This window comes from Streptomyces sp. NPDC054047 (assembly GCF_055585065.1).
In genome coordinates, this window is record NZ_JBVJKV010000017.1 from 98,247 (window position 1) to 113,810 (window position 15,564).

General features: G+C 71.1%; 18 protein-coding genes. 11 read left to right on the forward strand and 7 right to left on the reverse strand.

All coding sequences use genetic code 11. The annotated features are described in order from the left end of the window. The first annotated feature begins 10 nt into the window (after positions 1–10). Positions 11–385, forward strand: coding sequence for a PLAT/LH2 domain-containing protein (locus ACZ6ZP_RS40525; RefSeq protein WP_469410387.1), 375 nt, complete (start codon positions 11–13; stop codon positions 383–385). On the opposite strand, the gene ACZ6ZP_RS40530 is transcribed toward ACZ6ZP_RS40525, so the two are convergent. Beyond that, positions 348–1,715 carry an AMP-binding protein gene (locus tag ACZ6ZP_RS40530; protein WP_469410388.1) on the reverse strand — a complete coding sequence of 456 codons (1,368 nt, stop codon included), beginning with the start codon at positions 1,713–1,715 and terminating at the stop codon, positions 348–350. The genes ACZ6ZP_RS40525 and ACZ6ZP_RS40530 overlap by 38 nt on opposite strands. A 194-nt stretch (positions 1,716–1,909) precedes the next feature. On the opposite strand from ACZ6ZP_RS40530, the gene ACZ6ZP_RS40535 reads away from it, so the two are divergent. Then, a complete protein-coding gene (locus ACZ6ZP_RS40535; protein WP_351168278.1) occupies positions 1,910–2,299 on the forward strand; it encodes a VOC family protein in 390 nt (129 codons plus the stop codon). 101 nt (positions 2,300–2,400) lie between these two features. On the opposite strand, the gene arsM is transcribed toward ACZ6ZP_RS40535, so the two are convergent. The 3 genes from arsM to ACZ6ZP_RS40550 all read right to left on the reverse strand — a co-directional run bounded on the left by arsM (position 2,401) and on the right by ACZ6ZP_RS40550 (position 4,717). Continuing rightward, a complete protein-coding gene (gene arsM / locus ACZ6ZP_RS40540; RefSeq protein WP_361471109.1) occupies positions 2,401–3,228 on the reverse strand; it encodes an arsenite methyltransferase in 828 nt (275 codons plus the stop codon). 170 nt (positions 3,229–3,398) lie between these two features. Beyond that, a complete protein-coding gene (locus tag ACZ6ZP_RS40545; RefSeq protein WP_469410389.1) occupies positions 3,399–3,938 on the reverse strand; it encodes a DinB family protein in 540 nt (179 codons plus the stop codon). A 65-nt stretch (positions 3,939–4,003) separates the two neighbouring features. Beyond that, the gene (locus ACZ6ZP_RS40550; protein ID WP_469410390.1) at positions 4,004–4,717 is read right to left on the reverse strand and encodes an SAM-dependent methyltransferase; all 714 of its coding nucleotides are present in this window, start codon (positions 4,715–4,717) and stop codon (positions 4,004–4,006) included. A gap of 158 nt (positions 4,718–4,875) precedes the next feature. On the opposite strand from ACZ6ZP_RS40550, the gene ACZ6ZP_RS40555 reads away from it, so the two are divergent. Together ACZ6ZP_RS40555 and ACZ6ZP_RS40560 are read left to right on the forward strand one after the other, a co-directional pair. Continuing rightward, a complete protein-coding gene (locus tag ACZ6ZP_RS40555; protein WP_468618375.1) occupies positions 4,876–5,490 on the forward strand; it encodes a helix-turn-helix domain-containing protein in 615 nt (204 codons plus the stop codon). 67 nt (positions 5,491–5,557) lie between these two features. After that, positions 5,558–6,592, forward strand: coding sequence for an endonuclease/exonuclease/phosphatase family protein (locus ACZ6ZP_RS40560; protein WP_469410391.1), 1,035 nt, complete (start codon positions 5,558–5,560; stop codon positions 6,590–6,592). Between the two features lie 47 nt (positions 6,593–6,639). Here ACZ6ZP_RS40560 and ACZ6ZP_RS40565 read toward each other — a convergent pair whose 3' ends face one another. Beyond that, positions 6,640–7,308 (reverse strand): TetR/AcrR family transcriptional regulator, encoded by a 669-nt coding sequence (locus ACZ6ZP_RS40565; RefSeq protein WP_468618344.1) that lies wholly within the window; start codon positions 7,306–7,308, stop codon positions 6,640–6,642. A 160-nt stretch (positions 7,309–7,468) separates the two neighbouring features. Here ACZ6ZP_RS40565 and ACZ6ZP_RS40570 point away from each other — a divergent pair, with 160 nt between their 5' ends. The 3 genes from ACZ6ZP_RS40570 (at position 7,469) to ACZ6ZP_RS40580 (ending at position 10,565) form a co-directional block, all read left to right on the forward strand. Beyond that, positions 7,469–8,587: an FAD-dependent oxidoreductase gene (locus tag ACZ6ZP_RS40570; RefSeq protein ID WP_469410392.1), complete on the forward strand. Its 1,119-nt coding sequence runs from the start codon at positions 7,469–7,471 to the stop codon at positions 8,585–8,587. A gap of 118 nt (positions 8,588–8,705) precedes the next feature. Further along, positions 8,706–9,434, forward strand: coding sequence for a DUF998 domain-containing protein (locus tag ACZ6ZP_RS40575; protein WP_366463254.1), 729 nt, complete (start codon positions 8,706–8,708; stop codon positions 9,432–9,434). A 111-nt stretch (positions 9,435–9,545) separates the two neighbouring features. Further along, positions 9,546–10,565, forward strand: a complete 1,020-nt coding sequence (locus ACZ6ZP_RS40580) for a Gfo/Idh/MocA family protein (protein WP_366463255.1) — start codon at positions 9,546–9,548, stop codon at positions 10,563–10,565. Between the two features lie 244 nt (positions 10,566–10,809). Here the strand turns inward: ACZ6ZP_RS40580 and ACZ6ZP_RS40585 are convergent, their stop codons facing one another. Next, complete coding sequence (locus ACZ6ZP_RS40585) at positions 10,810–11,802, reverse strand: NADP-dependent oxidoreductase (RefSeq protein WP_351168007.1); 993 nt, start codon at positions 11,800–11,802, stop codon at positions 10,810–10,812. A 114-nt stretch (positions 11,803–11,916) separates the two neighbouring features. On the opposite strand from ACZ6ZP_RS40585, the gene ACZ6ZP_RS40590 reads away from it, so the two are divergent. From ACZ6ZP_RS40590 to ACZ6ZP_RS40600, 3 genes are all read left to right on the forward strand, one after another. Continuing rightward, positions 11,917–12,894 (forward strand): GlxA family transcriptional regulator, encoded by a 978-nt coding sequence (locus ACZ6ZP_RS40590; protein WP_351168274.1) that lies wholly within the window; start codon positions 11,917–11,919, stop codon positions 12,892–12,894. 92 nt (positions 12,895–12,986) lie between these two features. After that, the gene (locus ACZ6ZP_RS40595; RefSeq protein ID WP_469410393.1) at positions 12,987–13,658 is read left to right on the forward strand and encodes a HEAT repeat domain-containing protein; all 672 of its coding nucleotides are present in this window, start codon (positions 12,987–12,989) and stop codon (positions 13,656–13,658) included. Between the two features lie 3 nt (positions 13,659–13,661). After that, the gene (locus tag ACZ6ZP_RS40600; RefSeq protein ID WP_469410394.1) at positions 13,662–14,666 is read left to right on the forward strand and encodes a MerR family transcriptional regulator; all 1,005 of its coding nucleotides are present in this window, start codon (positions 13,662–13,664) and stop codon (positions 14,664–14,666) included. 265 nt (positions 14,667–14,931) lie between these two features. Here the strand turns inward: ACZ6ZP_RS40600 and ACZ6ZP_RS40605 are convergent, their stop codons facing one another. Next, on the reverse strand, positions 14,932–15,066 hold the full coding sequence (locus ACZ6ZP_RS40605; protein ID WP_351168002.1) for a hypothetical protein: 135 nt from the start codon (positions 15,064–15,066) through the stop codon (positions 14,932–14,934). A 236-nt stretch (positions 15,067–15,302) separates the two neighbouring features. Here ACZ6ZP_RS40605 and ACZ6ZP_RS40610 point away from each other — a divergent pair, with 236 nt between their 5' ends. Next, a complete protein-coding gene (locus tag ACZ6ZP_RS40610) occupies positions 15,303–15,467 on the forward strand; it encodes a hypothetical protein (RefSeq protein WP_351168000.1) in 165 nt (54 codons plus the stop codon). Positions 15,468–15,564 lie beyond the last annotated feature (97 nt).

Below are 15,564 nucleotides of genomic sequence, written 5' to 3' on the forward strand. Positions count from 1 at the left end.
ACCGCGGTCCATGTTCCACGGCGGTCAACCCGACAACGCCGGCAACAACTTCGAGCAGGGAGCGGTTGACACGTTCGCGCTCCACTTGGCCGAACTCGGTGATGTGCAGCGCGTCCGGGTCCGGCACGACAACAAGGTCCCCTTCCCGGGCTGGTACCTCGACCGGATCTTCATCCGCAACCAGGACTCCAGCCAGGAATGGACCTTCCCCTGCAGGAAGGGCGCGTCCCGCAGCGTGTTCCACCCCCGGCCGTTCTACGGCCGGGACAGAGGAAGCGTTCATTCACCGCCCCACCGGGCAAGGAGATCGACTTCCTCTGGGCGCCCTACCTGGAGGAAGTCCGCGATCAACGGCCTTCGACCACGAGGTTGCCGTCTTCGGTGAGGCGGGCGACCTCGCCGGTCTTGTGGAAACCGTCGGAGGTGAAGGCGCGGGCGTTCTGGTCGGGCGCCTTGTAGTAGCCGCGCAGGGTGCAGGGGCCGCGCGTCCAGAGCTGTCCCGGGGTTCCCGCCGGTACGTCGGTGCCGTCCGCGGCGGTGATGCGGATCTCGTCGTCGGGCGAGAGGGGGCGACCGTGCGTGTGCTGGATGACGTCGTCGGTGTCGGTCGGGCGGGTGAGGGAGAGCAGCCCCTCGGCCCTCCCGAAGACCTGCTGGAGGCGGCAGCCGAAGGCGGGTTGGATGCGGGCCGCGAGTTCGGGGTGCGGACGTGCGCCGGCGATCTGGATGAGGCGCAGGCTGGAGAGGTCGTACGGGCCATCGTCCAGGGCGTCAAGCCACTGTTGTGCGGTACCGGGGTCCAGAGAGGTGACGGTGACCTTCTCGGCCGCGATCGCGCGGAAGGCGTCGGCGGGGGCGGGGTCGTCGAGCAGCACGACCGTGCCGCCGGTGGCGAGGGTGCCGACGATGCCGGGGCGGCCGGAGGCGACGTCAGATCCGGCCGGCAGGGCGGCGAGGTAGACGTCTTCGGGGCCCAGGTCGATCAGTTCGGCTGCCGCCCGGGTCTGGTACGCGTAGTCGTTGTGGGTGCGCGGGACCAGAGGAGGCGCGGCCGTGGCCCACTCCGACGGCGACGTGATCGCGTCCGACGCCGACGTGATTCCGTCCGACGGCACGAGGAACGCGACGTCGTTGGGGTCGTACGTGCGCTCCGGGTCCATCGGGGCGTCCAGGGAGCTGAAGGGAAAGAACAGACATCCGCTGAGGGCGGTGGCGAAGCCTCCTGAGGTGCCGTCGGGCCCGTCGAGGGTGAAGACGCGGCGCAGCCGCGGATGGTCGTCACTGATCGCCTCGACCATCTTGGCGTGGTCGAAGCCGCGGTGGACGCCGGGGCCCATGTAGGCGGCGGCCTCCGTCACATGGGCGAGGTGCCCGACCTCGTCGGCACGGTACGAGGTGGGGGCGATCACCGGAAGGGCGCCGGCCCGCATGAGGGCGTAGACCGTGATGACGAACTCGGGCACATTCGGCAGCTGGACGATGACCCGGTCGCCGGCGCGGACGCCCCGGAGCGTGAGCCCGGCGGCCACGCGGTCGACGCGACGGTTGAGCGCCCGGTAGGTGAGGCGATGTTCACCGTGGACGAGGGCGGTGCGGGTGGTGAACGTGCGGGCGTGCTCGGCCAGGAGCTGGGGAAGGGCGGCGCCCTGGTAGTAACCGCGGTCGTAGTAGCGGCCGATGGTCTCGGGCAGGCGCGGGGTGCAGCCGTCCAGCATGGTTCAGACTCCTTCCGGGTGCCGTGTGAGGATGTCGATCACGGCGGCTCAGAGTTCCACGCGGGGTGCGGAGGCGACAAGCACCTTGGTGGTCCCCCAGGGAGGGGCGTCCGCGCGCCGGAGTCAACTTCCCCTGCCGCACCTACACTTGTCGGCGACCCCATCAGACCCGTGGCGTGACGGAAGGTCCCGACGTGGCCAGCAAGTTCACCGAGCTCGCGATCGACTGTGCCGACCCCAGCGTTCTTGCCCGATTCTGGTGCTCGGTCCTGGACTACGAGGTGCAGGACGAAGAGGAGGGCGTGGTCACCATCGGCTCCCCTCTGGTGCCCGAAGGCAACAAACGCCTGGGCCCTGTGCCGCCGACGTTGACCTTCGCGCAGGTGCCCGAGGGCAAGACCATCAAGAACCGGCTCCACATCGACGTGAACCCCACCGACAGGGAGCAGGACGAAGAAGTCCGCCGTCTGCTCGACCTGGGTGCTCGCCCCGCCGATGTCGGCCAGACCGGCGACGAGAGCTGGGTGACGCTCGCCGACCCGGAGGGGAACGAGTTCTGCGTCCTTGCGGGCCGCCGTCCCTGACGGCGCCCCACACGCCGTCCGTGGCGGAGCCCCACACGCCGCACCAGGTTCGCCTCCGGTCGTCTGCCTGGCTCCGGTGACGTGCCGGGCGGATCGGCGGACTAGTCCGCAGGAGTGCAGCAGGCGGTGACACCGCAGCACGATTCGGCGGCGAGGCTCTCGGGGGCGGAGGCTTCGCCGGGGATGGGCTTGGCGGCGCGGACGACGGCGGAGTGCATGCCGTCGGCGACCGCGTGGGTCGGGGTGATCTCGATGCCGGTGAATCCGGCGGCTTCGAGGCCCTGGCGGTACTCGGCGAAGGAGAGCGCGCCGGCGATGCAGCCGACGTAGTCGCCGCGTTCGGCCCGCTGTTCGGGGGCGAGGGTGTCGTCGGCGACGACGTCGGAGATGCCGATGCGGCCGCCGGGGGCGAGGACTCGCATCATCTCGGCGAAGACGGCGGGCTTGTCGGTGGACAGGTTGATCACGCAGTTGGAGATCACGACGTCGATGGTGTTCGCGGGCAGGGGGATGGCCTCGATGGTGCCCTTGAGGAACTCGACGTTGGTGGCGCCGGCCTTCTTCTGGTTGGCCAGGGCCAGGGCCAGCATCTCCTCGGTCATGTCCAGGCCGTAGGCCTTGCCGGTGAGGCCTACGCGGCGGGCGGAGAGCAGGACGTCGATGCCGCCTCCGGAGCCGAGGTCGAGGACGCGCTCGCCTTCGTGGAGGTCGGCGACGGCGGTGGGGTTGCCGCAGCCGAGCGAGGCGGCGACCGCCTCGGCGGGCAGGGCACCGCGCTCGTCGGCGCCGTAGAGAGTGGAACCGAAGTTGTCGTCGACCTCGATCGCTTGCGGGCCGCAACACGCGGTGCCGCCCGCGGTGACCTGGACGGCGGCCGCGGCGTAGCGCTCGCGGACGGTCTCGCGCAGGTCGGTGTTCTGCTCACTCATGGCAGGGCTCCTCCGGCTGCATTGGCGTTTCTCGATACAAGCTTGGAACTTGAATCGAAGCCTGTCAACATAGAAGCCTGTCGAAACAAGAATTTGTGGTGCTCGGCCACAGGGCGGCGCCGATGGGACACCCGGATGCCCAGGTCCTCCAGTCCCGTCAGATCGGCGGGTCAGCGGCCGGTGGATCCGTCGATCTGCTCGCGCAGGATGTCGGCGTGACCGGCGTGCCGACCGGTCTCTTCGATCATGTGCACCAGAACCCACCGCATCGAAGGCGCCGGCCCTCGGCGCGGGGCTCGCGGGGCGGGCAGCGTCAGATCCGGGCAGGCGTCGATGACCTGGTTCGCCCGCTCGACGGCCTCCCGGTAGTCGGCGAGGACGCCGTCGACGGTGTCCTGTGCGGACGGCCGCAGGGTCGCGACCCAGTCGCCGGCGTCCTCACCCAGGAAGTAGAACCGTTCGACGCACGCCAGATGCTTGGCCAGCCCGAGAAGGCTGGTGCCCGAGGGCACTCCGCCCGTACGGACCTGCGGCTCCGGCGTACCCGCCACCTTGTCCGCGACCGAGGTCCGCAGATAGTCGAGAAAGCCCCGCAGGGTGGCCTTCTCGTCGGCGCCGGCCGACGGGGGGCCGGTGTCCCTCGCCTTGGCCGTCGACTTCGGCTTCGCCTTCGCCCGAGTTGGGGATTGCCGCGCACGGTTGTCTGGCATCGAGTCACTCCGTTCCGACGCGAAGTCGTGTGGTTCGGCGTGGGGTTCGGACGGTCGTGGGGCGGTCATCCGGCGGCGCACTGGACGAGCAGGACGTTGTCGATGACGGTGGCGCTCTCACCGGCGGGTCCGGTGGCCGGGCGGCGGGGCATGTCGGCGCGCAGGACGGACCAGCGCGCGGGGTCGAGATCAAGCTCGGCGGCGACCTCGGCGGGCGTGGGGTAGTGGATGTCGGGGTCCTGGTTCCACGACCAGGGCGCGGTGGAGCCGTGGTCGACGACCAGCAGGAGACCGCCTGGCCGCAGCGCCCGTGCGGCGGTGCGCAGCACCCGGCTGCGGGACAGCGCGAACGGTGTGTGGAAGTACTGGGCGGATACGAGATCGAACTGTCCGGCCGGGAAGCTGTCGGCCAGATCGTGCTGTTCGGCGGTGACCCGGTCCGCGATGCCGAGACCGCGGGCGTGTTCCCGTACTCGTTCGACGGCGGTGGTGGAGATGTCCACGGCGGTGACGTGCCAGCCACGCCGGGCCAGCCAGAGAGCGTCACCGCCGGCGCCGCAGCCCAGATCCAGGGCGGTGCCGGGGTGCAGCGGCGCGGCGGTCTCGGCGAGCAGTGGGTTGACGCGTGCGCCCCCGGTGGGCCGGGTGCGGTAGTGCCGCTCCCAGAACCGTGCGGCGTCATCGCCCGCCGCGCGCTGGTCGCCCGCTGTGCTCTGGTCGCCCGCGGCATCGGCGGCAGCATCGGTGGTGGTGGGTCGCTGGCGCCGGGTGGAATCCATGGGAGATGCCCCTTCGTCGGCCGGCGTGCCGAGCGCGATCCGATACGCACCCGCGACGCCGGTGATGTACCGACAGCATCGACACCACCGTTCCGCCCTTGCAAGAAATGTTGCGGATCCGCATTATCGGGGCCATGAACAACGGCATACACAACGGCATGAACAACGGCACGGACAGTGGCATGGCCAGCGGCAGGGACAACCCCGCGGAAGACGTGCTGGCCGGAGTCGGGCCACGCCTGCGAGCCCTGCGTCAGGCGCGCGGCGCCACACTGGCGGCGCTGGCAAGCGAAACCGGCCTGACCGCGAGCACCCTGTCCCGCCTCGAGAACGGCAAGCTGCGTCCCACGCTCGAGCAGTTGCTGCCTCTGGCCCGGGCGCACGGCGTACCGCTCGATGATCTCGTCGCGGCGCCACCCACCGGCGACCCGCGCGTCCACCTGCGGCCGGTGCGGCGATCCGGTCTGGTGCTGGTGCCCCTGACCCCGCGGGCCGGCGGCATCCAGGCCTACAAGGTGATCTATCCGCCCGCGGGCCGATCGCCCACCTTGAACCTGCAGACCCACGAAGGATACGAGTGGTTCTACGTCCTCGATGGACGCGTCAGGTTCGTCCTCGGCGAGCGGGAGTTCCAGATGGGCGTCGGCGAGGCCGCGGAGTTCGACACCCGCATCCCGCACTGGATCGGCAGCGCCGACAGCCAACCGGCGGAGCTGCTCGCCCTGTTCGGAGCGCAGGGAGAGCGCGCACATCTGGCACCGTCCAGCCACTGACGCCGTCCCCTGGCAAGAGCCGCGGTGATCGCCGCCCGTACTCTGGCGCGAGGAGAGGGGAGGGGCGATGGACACTGCTGTACGCACGCGCCGCGCGGCCACCGGCGGAAACCGGGAGACCGGCCGCCGCGGACGCAGGTGGGGGCCCATCAGCTGTGGCGTGCTCCTCGCCATGCTGTCGGTCCTGCTGATGGTGCGGCTGACCGGCCTCGATGCGGGAACCCCGCTCGCCGTGCCGGTGGTCCTGTTCCCCTACGCCGCTGTCATCAGCGTGCTCGCTCTGGTCACCGTCATCGCCGTCCCCGCTCTGCGCTCTCGCTGGCCGGTCATCGGCGCGGCACTGCTCGCGGCCGCGTACGTGGTGCTGCTGGTCCCGCGGTTCGTGGCGCACGACCAGCCGCACATCCCGGCGCAGGCACCCCAGTTGCGTGTGGCCACCCTCAACAGCCACGTCGGCGGCGAGGACGCGCGTGCGCTGGTGCGGCTGGTCGAGTCCGAACGCATAGACGTCCTGGCCGTGCAGGAGCTGACCTCGGCCGGGATCGCCGCGCTCGCGGAAGCCGGTCTGGACAAGGTTCTGCCCCACCAGGAACTCCAGCCCCAGCACGACTCCTCGCTCTACTCACGCCTTCCGCTGACACGCGGAGGGCCGCTGGAGGCGGACACCGCCTGGCCCCAGACCACCGCGGAGGTGACGGTCGGCGGGCGCACCGTACGGCTGGTGGCCGTGCACACGTACTACCCGCTCGGCGACGCTCAGCGCTGGACCCGGGACATGACCGCCCTGACCGCCGTCGCCCGCGACAGTGGTCCCGACACCGTGTTCCTGGGCGATTTCAACGCCACGGTCGATCACGCACCGATGCGGGACCTGCTCACCTCCGGTGGGCTCACGGACACGCACGCCGAACTCGGCGAGGGCTGGGCCCGCACCTGGCCCGCGAACAAGAGCCTGTTGCCGCCTCTGGTCCATCTCGACCACGTCGTGCACGGATCGGGTCTGGCGGGCCTCTCGGTCGGCGAACGGACCGTACCGGGCACCGACCACCGGGCAGTCGTCGCCACGCTGGCCCTGCTGCCCACCGGCGAACGTGCGCGCTAGGCGCGCGACAGGGCCGCCGCCCGTACTGCCGCCCGTACTCCGCTGCGTCAGCGGGCGGCGATTCCGGCGAGGATGAGGTCGACGCCGGCGAGGAACTCCGCGCGGTCGTCGTGATCGCGTAGCTGGTCGGCGACGTCACGGGTGAACGCGTACTCGTCGGGATCGAGATCCGCCCACGCGGTCGCGGCGGTGTCGAGGAACTCGGCCCGGTTCGTGCCCGGTTGGACTCCGCGGGCGTTGGCCGCGTTCTGTCCGCCCACGCCGAGGATGTAGTTCAGGAGCGCGGACGCGGCGGTGAACTGGGCGGGGTGGGGGACTCCGAGCGCTCGGACCTGACGCCCGAGGTGTTCGAAGACCCGCAGCATCGGTGACTGCCCCGGCGCGCGGGCGAGTTGGGTGCCGATCCACGGGTGGTCGTCGATCGCGTCGAAGACGCCGAGCGCGAGGGCGCGGATCGCGTCCTGCGGCGTCGTCGTCGCGGTGTGGGCGCTCATGGTGCCGGTGACGACGGCGTCGGCGGCGGCATGCAGGAGTTCGTCCTTGCCGGTGACGTGCCAGTAGATGGCGCCGGGCCCGGTGGCGAGGCGCTCGGCCAGCGCGCGGAAAGTGAGCCCGCGCTCGCCCGCCGTGTCGAGCAGCTCGATCGCGGCCTCGACGATGCGCTCCCGGGAGAGCGGTTCGTCCCGTCGCTCTGGACGACGTGTCCTGGTTGCCATGCGCCCATCCTGGCACACGCCTGGAACGCCGTTCCAGCTTGACATTCATGGAACGCCGTTCCAGTCTGGAATGGAACAACGTTCCAGAGGGAACCACGCCTGGCCTGCCCCGACCTGCCGGGCGCCCACCCGCCAGGCGTACGACATTCAAGGAGTCACCATGACCACGCACGTCACGATCATCGGCGCAGGGCTCGGAGGGCTGACCCTCGCCCGCGTCCTGCACGTCCACGGCATACCGGCGACGGTCTACGAGGCGGAGGCCTCGCCGACGGCGCGTTCGCAGGGCGGGATGCTCGACATCCACGAGGACAACGGCCAGCCGGCGCTCCAGGCGGCGGACCTGATGGACGCATTCCGCGGCCTCGTCCTGGAGGGCCGCGAGGCAACACGGATCCTTGCCGCGGACGGGACCGTTCTGTACGACGACGACAGCACGCGCGGACGCCCCGAGGTACTGCGCGGCGAACTGCGCCGGATGCTGCTCGACTCACTCCCGGCCGGCACCGTCCGGTGGGGCCACAAGGTCAGCGGTGTCCGCGCCCTCGGCGAGGGCCGCCACGAGGTGACCTTCGCCGACGGCAGCACCGCGACCACGAGCCTGCTGGTGGGCGCGGACGGCGCGTGGTCACGGGTCAGGCCGCTGCTCTCCACCGCCACACCCGAGTACATCGGCAGATCGTTCGTCGAGACCTACCTCTTCGACGCCGACACCCGGCACCCGGCCACCGCGAAGGCGGTCGGCGGCGGATCACTGTTCACGCTCGCACCGGGGAAGGGCATCCAGGCTCACCGGGAGAACGGCGGAACCCTGCACACCTACGTGGCGCTCACCAAGCCGCAGGACTGGTTCGCCGCCATCGACTTCACCGACCCCGCTGCGGCCGCCGCGCGGATCGCCCAGGAGTTCGCGGGCTGGGCCCCGGAACTCACCGCGCTGATCACCGACGGCGAGACCCCTCCGGTCCTGCGCACCCTCAACGCCCTTCCCGTCGACCACCGGTGGGACCGGGTGCCGGGAGTGACCCTGCTCGGCGACGCCGCCCACCTCGCGGCCCCCAACGGCGAGGGCGCCAACCTGGCCATGTACGACGGCGCGGAACTCGGCAAGGCCCTGGCCGAGCACCCCGACGCCATCGAGACCGCGCTCACCGCATACGAACAGGACCTGTTTCCCCGCAGCGCCGCGGCCGCCACCGACGGAGCCGACCTCCACGAACTGCTCTTCGGCGACGAGGCACCCCGCAGCCTGGTCAACATGTTCACCGGACACGCGTAGCGCCGAGCCAGGCATTCGCCGCCGTGCGGGCCTCGGGTTCAACGCGGGGGTTGCCCCCACCCCGCCCCGGGGGATCGTCGGAGTGCCCCAGGCCGGCGCTTCATGATCCGCTGTACGCATGGAAATTGAGCGGACCAAGCGCGAGAAGTTGATGGCACGCATCGGGTGCGTGGCGTGGATCGTGGGTGTTGTGCAGTTCTTTGTCATCCATGGGATCGCGCAGTCGGCGTGGGCGAAACCGTACAGCTGGGCACGCTTCAACATCAGTGACCTGGGCAACGCCCACTGCGCCCGGCAGGCGGAGCCCGAACCGCGTTACGTCTGCTCGCCCGAACACGACCTGATGAACGCGGCGTTCATCGTCCTGGGCGCTCTGCTCGTCGTGGGCGTCATCCTGACCGGCGCTTCTCTGTGGCGCAGAGGATTCGTCGCGGTCATGGCCCGGGTACTGCTGGCCGGTGCCGGAGTGGGGTTCGTCATGGCGGGCCTCGCCCCCGCCGACGTGAACGAGAACCAGCACGTCCTGGGCGCCCTGCTCATCATGGCGCTGGGCAACATCGGCCTCTTCCTGGCGGGACTTGGCTCCTCGGCCGCCGTTCCTCGTGTGCTGCGCCGCGCGACCAGTGTGCTGGGCCTTGTCGCACTCGTGGCCCTGGGGCTCTTCCTCTCCCACCAGTACCTCGGACTCGGCATGGGCGGCATGGAGAGGGTGGCCGCATTTCCCATCCTGGCGTGGGCACTGGCGGTCGGCACCCTCGGCCTGATCCGCCCGACATCGAGCACGCCGAGCACACCGACCCGGCACGCCCTCGCTGCGAGGTCTCCCGCACTCTCCTCAGCCGAGTGAGCGAGTGAGAATGACGGCCCTGCCGACGTTGACGCTGAAGCGGAATGAGGGTTCTCTCGCTGGAGACGAGGTGCGGGAACGTCCCGTACCGGAAGGGGAGACATCCCAGTCATGCCATCTCAGCGAGGACTCGGTGTGGCCGTCGTCGGCACCGGGAAGATGGGCGCCGACCATGTGCGCCGGCTCCACGACGTCATCAGCGGAGCGCGGGTTGCGGCCGTCGTCGACATCGAGGCGGACCGGGCGAAGGCCCTCGCCGACGCGATCGACGGGTGCACGGCCTACACCGAACCGGCGGCCGCCCTGGCGGCCGACGACGTGGATGCCGTACTCATCGCCTCTCCCGGACCTGCCCACGAGGCGGTCCTGATCGAGGCCCTCGGCCGTGATCTGCCGGTGCTGTGCGAGAAGCCGATGACCCCGGATGCGGAGTCGGCCCTGCGGGTCGTGGAAGCGGAGCAGAGTCACGGGCGCCGCCGCATCCAGGTGGGCTTCATGCGGCGCTTCGACACCGAGTACGCCAAGCTCAAAAGGCTTCTGGACAGCGGCGAGTTGGGCGCGGCGCTGATGCTGCACCAACGGCACCGCAACCTGGACATGCCACCGGGGTTCACCGACGCGATGCTCATCACCAGCTCCGTCGCGCACGAGGTGGACGCCACCCGCTGGCTGCTCGGCCAGGAGATCACGGCGGTCACCGTGCACAAGCCCGCCGCGTCGTCGCTGGCCCCTGCCGGAATGAACGACCCTCAGCTCGTTCTCTTCGAGACCTCGGCGGGCGCGCTCGTCGACGTCGAGATCTTCGGCCACTGCGGTTACGGCTACCAAGTGCAGGCCGAGGCGGTCTGCGAGCGGGGCACCGTGCGCATCGGGGACGAACCAGGGCCCCGGGTGAGCGCCGACGGCCGCTGGGGAGGCCGCGTCCCTCCGGACTACATCGAGCGTTTCGAGGACGCCTACGACCGCGAGGTGCAGGCCTGGGTGGACGCCACCCGCCGGGGCGAGACCACCGGAGCGGATGCCTGGGACGGCTATGCCGCCGCGGTCGTCTGCGGGGCGGGCCTGGTGTCCCAGCGGGAGGGCGGACGGGTCGAGGTCGCGCTGGTCGAGCGGCCCGCCCTCTACCGGTAGTCCAGGAGCAGGTAGCCCTGGGCCGCCTTCAGGCGGTGCAGGCCCGCGATGAGCCGCTCCTGGGAGGTGGCTGCGGGTTCGTGGAGCAGGGGCCGACCTCCCCGCTGCCGTAGGGGTGCCGGGGGCCGTGGGTATCGCCGAGCCGGAGGTCGACCGGGCTTCGAACGACGGACGGAGCGCCGACGGCGAGGCCAGACGAGCACGCCCCCGGCCGATGGGTCGGCCGGGGGCACCGTCGCGGAGCCTACGGGCGGACCGTGAGCACCAGCTTCCCCGTGACGCGGCCCGTCTCGCCCTGCGCGTGCGCCTTGGCCGCATCAGCGAGCGGGTACGTGTCCGAGACGTGGACCCGCAGCTGTCCGGACTCGGCGAGCGCCGCGACCGCCGCCATACCCGCCTGGTCGTGCTCCACCAGCATGTCCGTGGCCCGCACGCCCAACTCGGCGGCGCGCGCGCTCACTTCACCGAAGTTGCCCGGCAGGATCGACACCAGGATGCCGCCCGGCCGCAGTACCTCCAGGGAGCGCAACCGGTCCTCGCCGCCCAGCGGGTCGAGGACCACGTCGATGTCGCGGGCCTCCTTCACGAAGTCGGCGCTGCGGTAGTCGATGACCTCGTCCGCGCCCAGGCCGCGCACGAAGTCGTGCTTGGCGGCGGAGGCCGTGCCGATGACGTACGCGCCGCGCGCCTTGGCGATCTGCACCGCGACATGGCCCACGCCACCGGCCGCCGCATGCACCAACACCCGCTGCCCCGCCTCCACATGGGCGTTGTCGACGAGGGCCTGCCAGGCGGTCAGCGCCACCAGCGGCAGCGCGCCCGCCTCGATGTGGCTCAGGCCGGCGGGCCTGGGCACGAACGCGCGGGTGGGCCCGGTGACGTACTCGGCGTGCGAACCGGCCCCGTACGGGTAGGGCAGCATGCCGAACACCTCGTCGCCCGGCTTGAACAGCGAGACGCCGATGCCGACCGCCTCGACGACGCCCGACACGTCCCAGCCGAGCGTGAACGGCGGCTCGCCCAGGAAGGCGCCGAACCGGCGGTGCTTCCAGTCGGTCGGGTTCACCCCCGCCGCGTGCACGGCTACGAGGATCTGGCCGACGCCGGGCCTGGGGCGCGCGACGTCGACCTCCTGCAGGACGTCGGGGTCGCCCAGGGCGACCTGGCGGATGGCCTTCATGGTCGGCTCGGTCGAGGGGGTCGGCTCTGCGGACTGAGAAGCGGTGTTCTTGGTCATGGCTCAAGACTGCGGCACGGGCCTGACCTGGGCAATGGCAAGATAGCCATTCAGCGATAGAATCGTGCCATGGCCTCGACGCAATCCTCGACGGAATTCTCGACGCGATCCTCGATGCAATTCCTCGCCGCCCGCCCGCACCGCGTGGTCGTCCTCGCACTCGACGGCGTCTACCCCTTCGAGCTGGGCATCCCGAACCGCGTCTTCACGCTGGTCCCCGGGGCCTACGAGGTGGTGACCTGCGCGGCGACGGACGATCGCACGGTGCGGACCGACGCCGACTTCACCATCACCGTCGGGCACGGCCCCGAAGCGCTGGAGAGCGCGGACACGGTGGTCCTGCCGCCCTACGACCTGCGGCTCATCACCGCCGAGCTGTCGCAGCCGGTGCGCGACGCGCTCGCCCGGATCAGGCCCGGCACCCGCTTCGTGTCCATCTGCACGGGAGCCTTCACGCTCGCCGCGGCCGGCCTGCTCGACGGGCGGCCCGCCACCACGCACTGGGCACTCGCGGACCACTTCCGCAAGATGTTCCCCCATGTCGCCCTGGACCCGGACGTGTTGTTCGTCGACGACGGCGACGTACTCACCTCGGCGGGGGCCGCGTCCGGAGTCGACGTATGCCTGCACGTGGTGCGCGCCGACCACGGCAGCGCGATCGCCAACCGCGTCGCCCGGCACTGCGTCGTGCCACCGTGGCGGGAGGGCGGCCAGGCCCAGTACATCGAACAGCCGATACCCGACGAGGGCGCCACCGGCACCGCCGCCACCCGCGCCTGGGCCCTGGAACACCTCGACCGACCGCTCGCCCTGCGCGAACTGGCCGCCCACGCCCGCATGAGCCCCCGCACCTTCGCGCGCCGCTTCCAGGAGGAGACGGGCACGAGCCCCGGCCGGTGGCTGATCCAGCAACGGGTGCACCGGGCCCGGCACCTGCTGGAGTCCAGCGACCTGCCGGTCGACCGGATCGCGGCGGAGGTCGGCTTCGCCACCGGTACGTCCCTGCGCCAGCACTTGCATGCCGCCATCGGAGTGTCGCCGCAGGCGTACCGCAAGACGTTCCAGGCGGGGGCGGTGGCCGTCGGGGAATGAATCTCCACCGAAGTGACCGGTGCTCGCCCAGGGACCTGTTTGACCTTGACACGGTGACAAGGCCTTCACTCCTTGCCAAGGAGGTGGTCTCGATGACGACCACAAGACAGGACCCGAATGCGCTACGCGCACTCCGCGGGCTGGAGGACGACCGTTCCTCCGTACGGCTGCGGGCCGCTCTCGCGGTCGGCACGACGCCCGACCCGGGCTTCGTCGACAAGCTCATCGAGCGGTGCGCACTCGAGCCCGAGTTCTACGTACGCGACATGCTGACCTGGGCCCTCACCCGCCACCCGGCGCCCGTGACGCTTCCCGTACTGCTCCGCGAAGTCCGCTCGCGGCACTCGCAAGCGCGCAGCCAGGCGCTGCACACGCTGTCCAAGATCGGCGACCGGCAGGCGTGGCCGGCCATCACCCGGGCGCTGTTGTCCGACGCCGACGACGAGGTGGCACGCAGCGCCTGGCGGGCCGCGGTAGTGCTCGTGCCACAAGGCGAGGAGTCCGCGCTGGCAGCGGTGTTGGCGACACAGCTCGGTCGCGGCGGGCGGCAGACACAGCTGAGCCTCAGCCGGGCGCTGGTCGCCCTGGGCGAAGAGAGTGTGGCGGCACTGCATGCTGCGACGATGGCGTCTGACCCACGCATGCGGACGCACGCACTCGCCACCGAACGGCTGCTGCGCGAGCCGGACACCGGGTTCGAGTTCGCCGTCGAGGAGGCGAAGCGCGTCGTGGCCCTGGGCGGGTCCGGACAGGAGGGACGATAGGGCGTGTTGATCGGTGAGGTGGCGCGACGGTCCGGGGTCAGCGCCCGCATGCTCCGGCACTACGAGTCGCTCGGTCTGGTGCGTCCATCGGGCCGTACCGGCTCCGGCTACCGGGAGTACTCCGGGGAGGACATCCGCCGGATCTTCCACATCGAGAGCCTGCGGACGCTGGGCCTGTCGCTGCGAGAGATCGGGCGCGCGCTCGACGACCCCGGCTTCGCGCCCTCGGCACTCGTCGGCGACCTCATCCAGCAGTCACGCGCACGCATCGCGGCGGAGACCGAGCTGCTCACGCGGCTGCGCCGGATCGACGCCGCGGAACCGAGCGGCTGGGAGGACGTCCTCCAGGTCGTCGCGCTCCTCCAGGCGCTGGGGTCGAAGAGCGCCGACGCGCGTCAGCGCGCGGCCCTCTCCTCGGTCGACGACGTTCCGGTACCGGTGGAGGCCCTGGTCGAGGCGGCACTGAGCGAGACGGAGCCGAACGTCGCCGGCGCCCTTCGATGGGCGCTGGCGCGATCGGGCGACGGCGGCACGGCACTGCTCGCGGAGGGGCTCGGCTCACCGGTGAGCGCGGTACGGAAGCGTGCGGTCCAGTCCCTCGCCGAGCTGCCCGGAGCTGAGGCCGCCGCGCACCTGCGGGACGCGCTGGGGAACCCCGATGCCGTGGTCCGTGGGTACGCGGCCCTGGCGCTCGGGGTGCGTGGAGTGGCCGAAGCGGTCCCGACGCTCATCGACATGATCGTGGAGGGCAGGAACGACACCGACGCCGCCGATGCGCTGAGCGTGCTGGCGAGCGACACGGCGACGTCGGAGGAGATCGCGACCGAGCTCGTCGACCGCCTCGCCCACGGCGCCACTGAGGAGCCCGCACGCGGACGGCTGACCCAGGCCCTGGCGGGCGTGCCGGGGACGACGGCCTCACGTGCCCTCGTGGAGCTGTCGCAGGACGCCGACCGTGCCGTGGCGCTGACTGCGGCGTACCTGCTGCGGCTGCGCGACGCACAGTGACGGACGGTCCTCGACTGGGATTCCACCGGGGGCGACGGGGCCCACGATTGTCCATGTCCATGTCCATGTCCATGTCCGGGTCCATGTGCCTGTTCAGGTGCTGCTCGCTCGTGCCGAGCGGAGTTGAGCGCGCAGGGCAGCCAGGCGGGCGCGGTCTTCAGGCGTGGCAAGGCCGGCGCCCAGGGTGAGGAGCGACAGGAGCCGCACCGGGCGCACGGCTGCGGCCGCGGCCTCGAGCTGTGGTGACCGTCGAGGAGGAAGTGCGTCAGGCCCCAGTGCCGACCACGAGCACCCTGCGCCCCGGCCCGCCTCCGGTCTCCCGCTGCTCCGCCTCAAAGCGCACCCTCGCCTCGGCGGCCGGGACACCGAGCCTGCGCGGCTCGCCCAATGTGATCAGCATGGGCCCAACGTATGCGACGCCAAGGGGAGTTGCGGAGTTGTCGCCGCCGCGGACGCGGTTCGCGCGACCACGACCGTAGGGCCGGAGGCTGGGTAGGGCCGGAGGCCTGATCGGGCCGGTCGGGCGCCGCCGAATAAGGCCCCGGAGGTACTTGTATGGGCCAGCTTTCGAAGGTGGGGTTGCACTGGATCTGTTACTGCACGCAATGGTGCGTGCACCGAAAGTAAGGAACGAACATGGGTAACCGCCAGTCCCCCCAGGACAAGAACCGCGCCCGTCGCAACCAGGAGCGCAACGCTCAGAAGCCCCGGCGGCAGGACGAGCAGACCGACGTCGAGAGGACCGAGAGGAACCAGCGCCCTGAGCCCGGTGCCAAGCCGGGCGGCGACATGGACTTCTAGGGCTGGCGGGCCCTGACCGCAGCGCCTCACCTGACCTCTGACGAGGCGGTGGGGCGCTGCGGCTGTCCGGGGGGGTGATCCACGGGTGGTCCATGGG

Coding starts and splice junctions, on each gene's coding strand:
- ACZ6ZP_RS40525 (WP_469410387.1), top strand. CDS start 11: ATGTTCCACGGCGGTCAACCCGACAACGCCGGCAACAACTTCGAGCAG.
- ACZ6ZP_RS40530 (WP_469410388.1), bottom strand. CDS start 1,715: ATGCTGGACGGCTGCACCCCGCGCCTGCCCGAGACCATCGGCCGCTAC.
- arsM (WP_361471109.1), bottom strand. CDS start 3,228: ATGAGTGAGCAGAACACCGACCTGCGCGAGACCGTCCGCGAGCGCTAC.
- ACZ6ZP_RS40545 (WP_469410389.1), bottom strand. CDS start 3,938: ATGCCAGACAACCGTGCGCGGCAATCCCCAACTCGGGCGAAGGCGAAG.
- ACZ6ZP_RS40550 (WP_469410390.1), bottom strand. CDS start 4,717: ATGGATTCCACCCGGCGCCAGCGACCCACCACCACCGATGCTGCCGCC.
- ACZ6ZP_RS40555 (WP_468618375.1), top strand. CDS start 4,876: ATGAACAACGGCACGGACAGTGGCATGGCCAGCGGCAGGGACAACCCC.
- ACZ6ZP_RS40560 (WP_469410391.1), top strand. CDS start 5,558: ATGGACACTGCTGTACGCACGCGCCGCGCGGCCACCGGCGGAAACCGG.
- ACZ6ZP_RS40565 (WP_468618344.1), bottom strand. CDS start 7,308: ATGGCAACCAGGACACGTCGTCCAGAGCGACGGGACGAACCGCTCTCC.
- ACZ6ZP_RS40570 (WP_469410392.1), top strand. CDS start 7,469: ATGACCACGCACGTCACGATCATCGGCGCAGGGCTCGGAGGGCTGACC.
- ACZ6ZP_RS40575 (WP_366463254.1), top strand. CDS start 8,706: ATGGAAATTGAGCGGACCAAGCGCGAGAAGTTGATGGCACGCATCGGG.
- ACZ6ZP_RS40580 (WP_366463255.1), top strand. CDS start 9,546: ATGCCATCTCAGCGAGGACTCGGTGTGGCCGTCGTCGGCACCGGGAAG.
- ACZ6ZP_RS40585 (WP_351168007.1), bottom strand. CDS start 11,802: ATGACCAAGAACACCGCTTCTCAGTCCGCAGAGCCGACCCCCTCGACC.
- ACZ6ZP_RS40590 (WP_351168274.1), top strand. CDS start 11,917: ATGCAATTCCTCGCCGCCCGCCCGCACCGCGTGGTCGTCCTCGCACTC.
- ACZ6ZP_RS40595 (WP_469410393.1), top strand. CDS start 12,987: ATGACGACCACAAGACAGGACCCGAATGCGCTACGCGCACTCCGCGGG.
- ACZ6ZP_RS40605 (WP_351168002.1), bottom strand. CDS start 15,066: ATGCTGATCACATTGGGCGAGCCGCGCAGGCTCGGTGTCCCGGCCGCC.
- ACZ6ZP_RS40610 (WP_351168000.1), top strand. CDS start 15,303: ATGGGTAACCGCCAGTCCCCCCAGGACAAGAACCGCGCCCGTCGCAAC.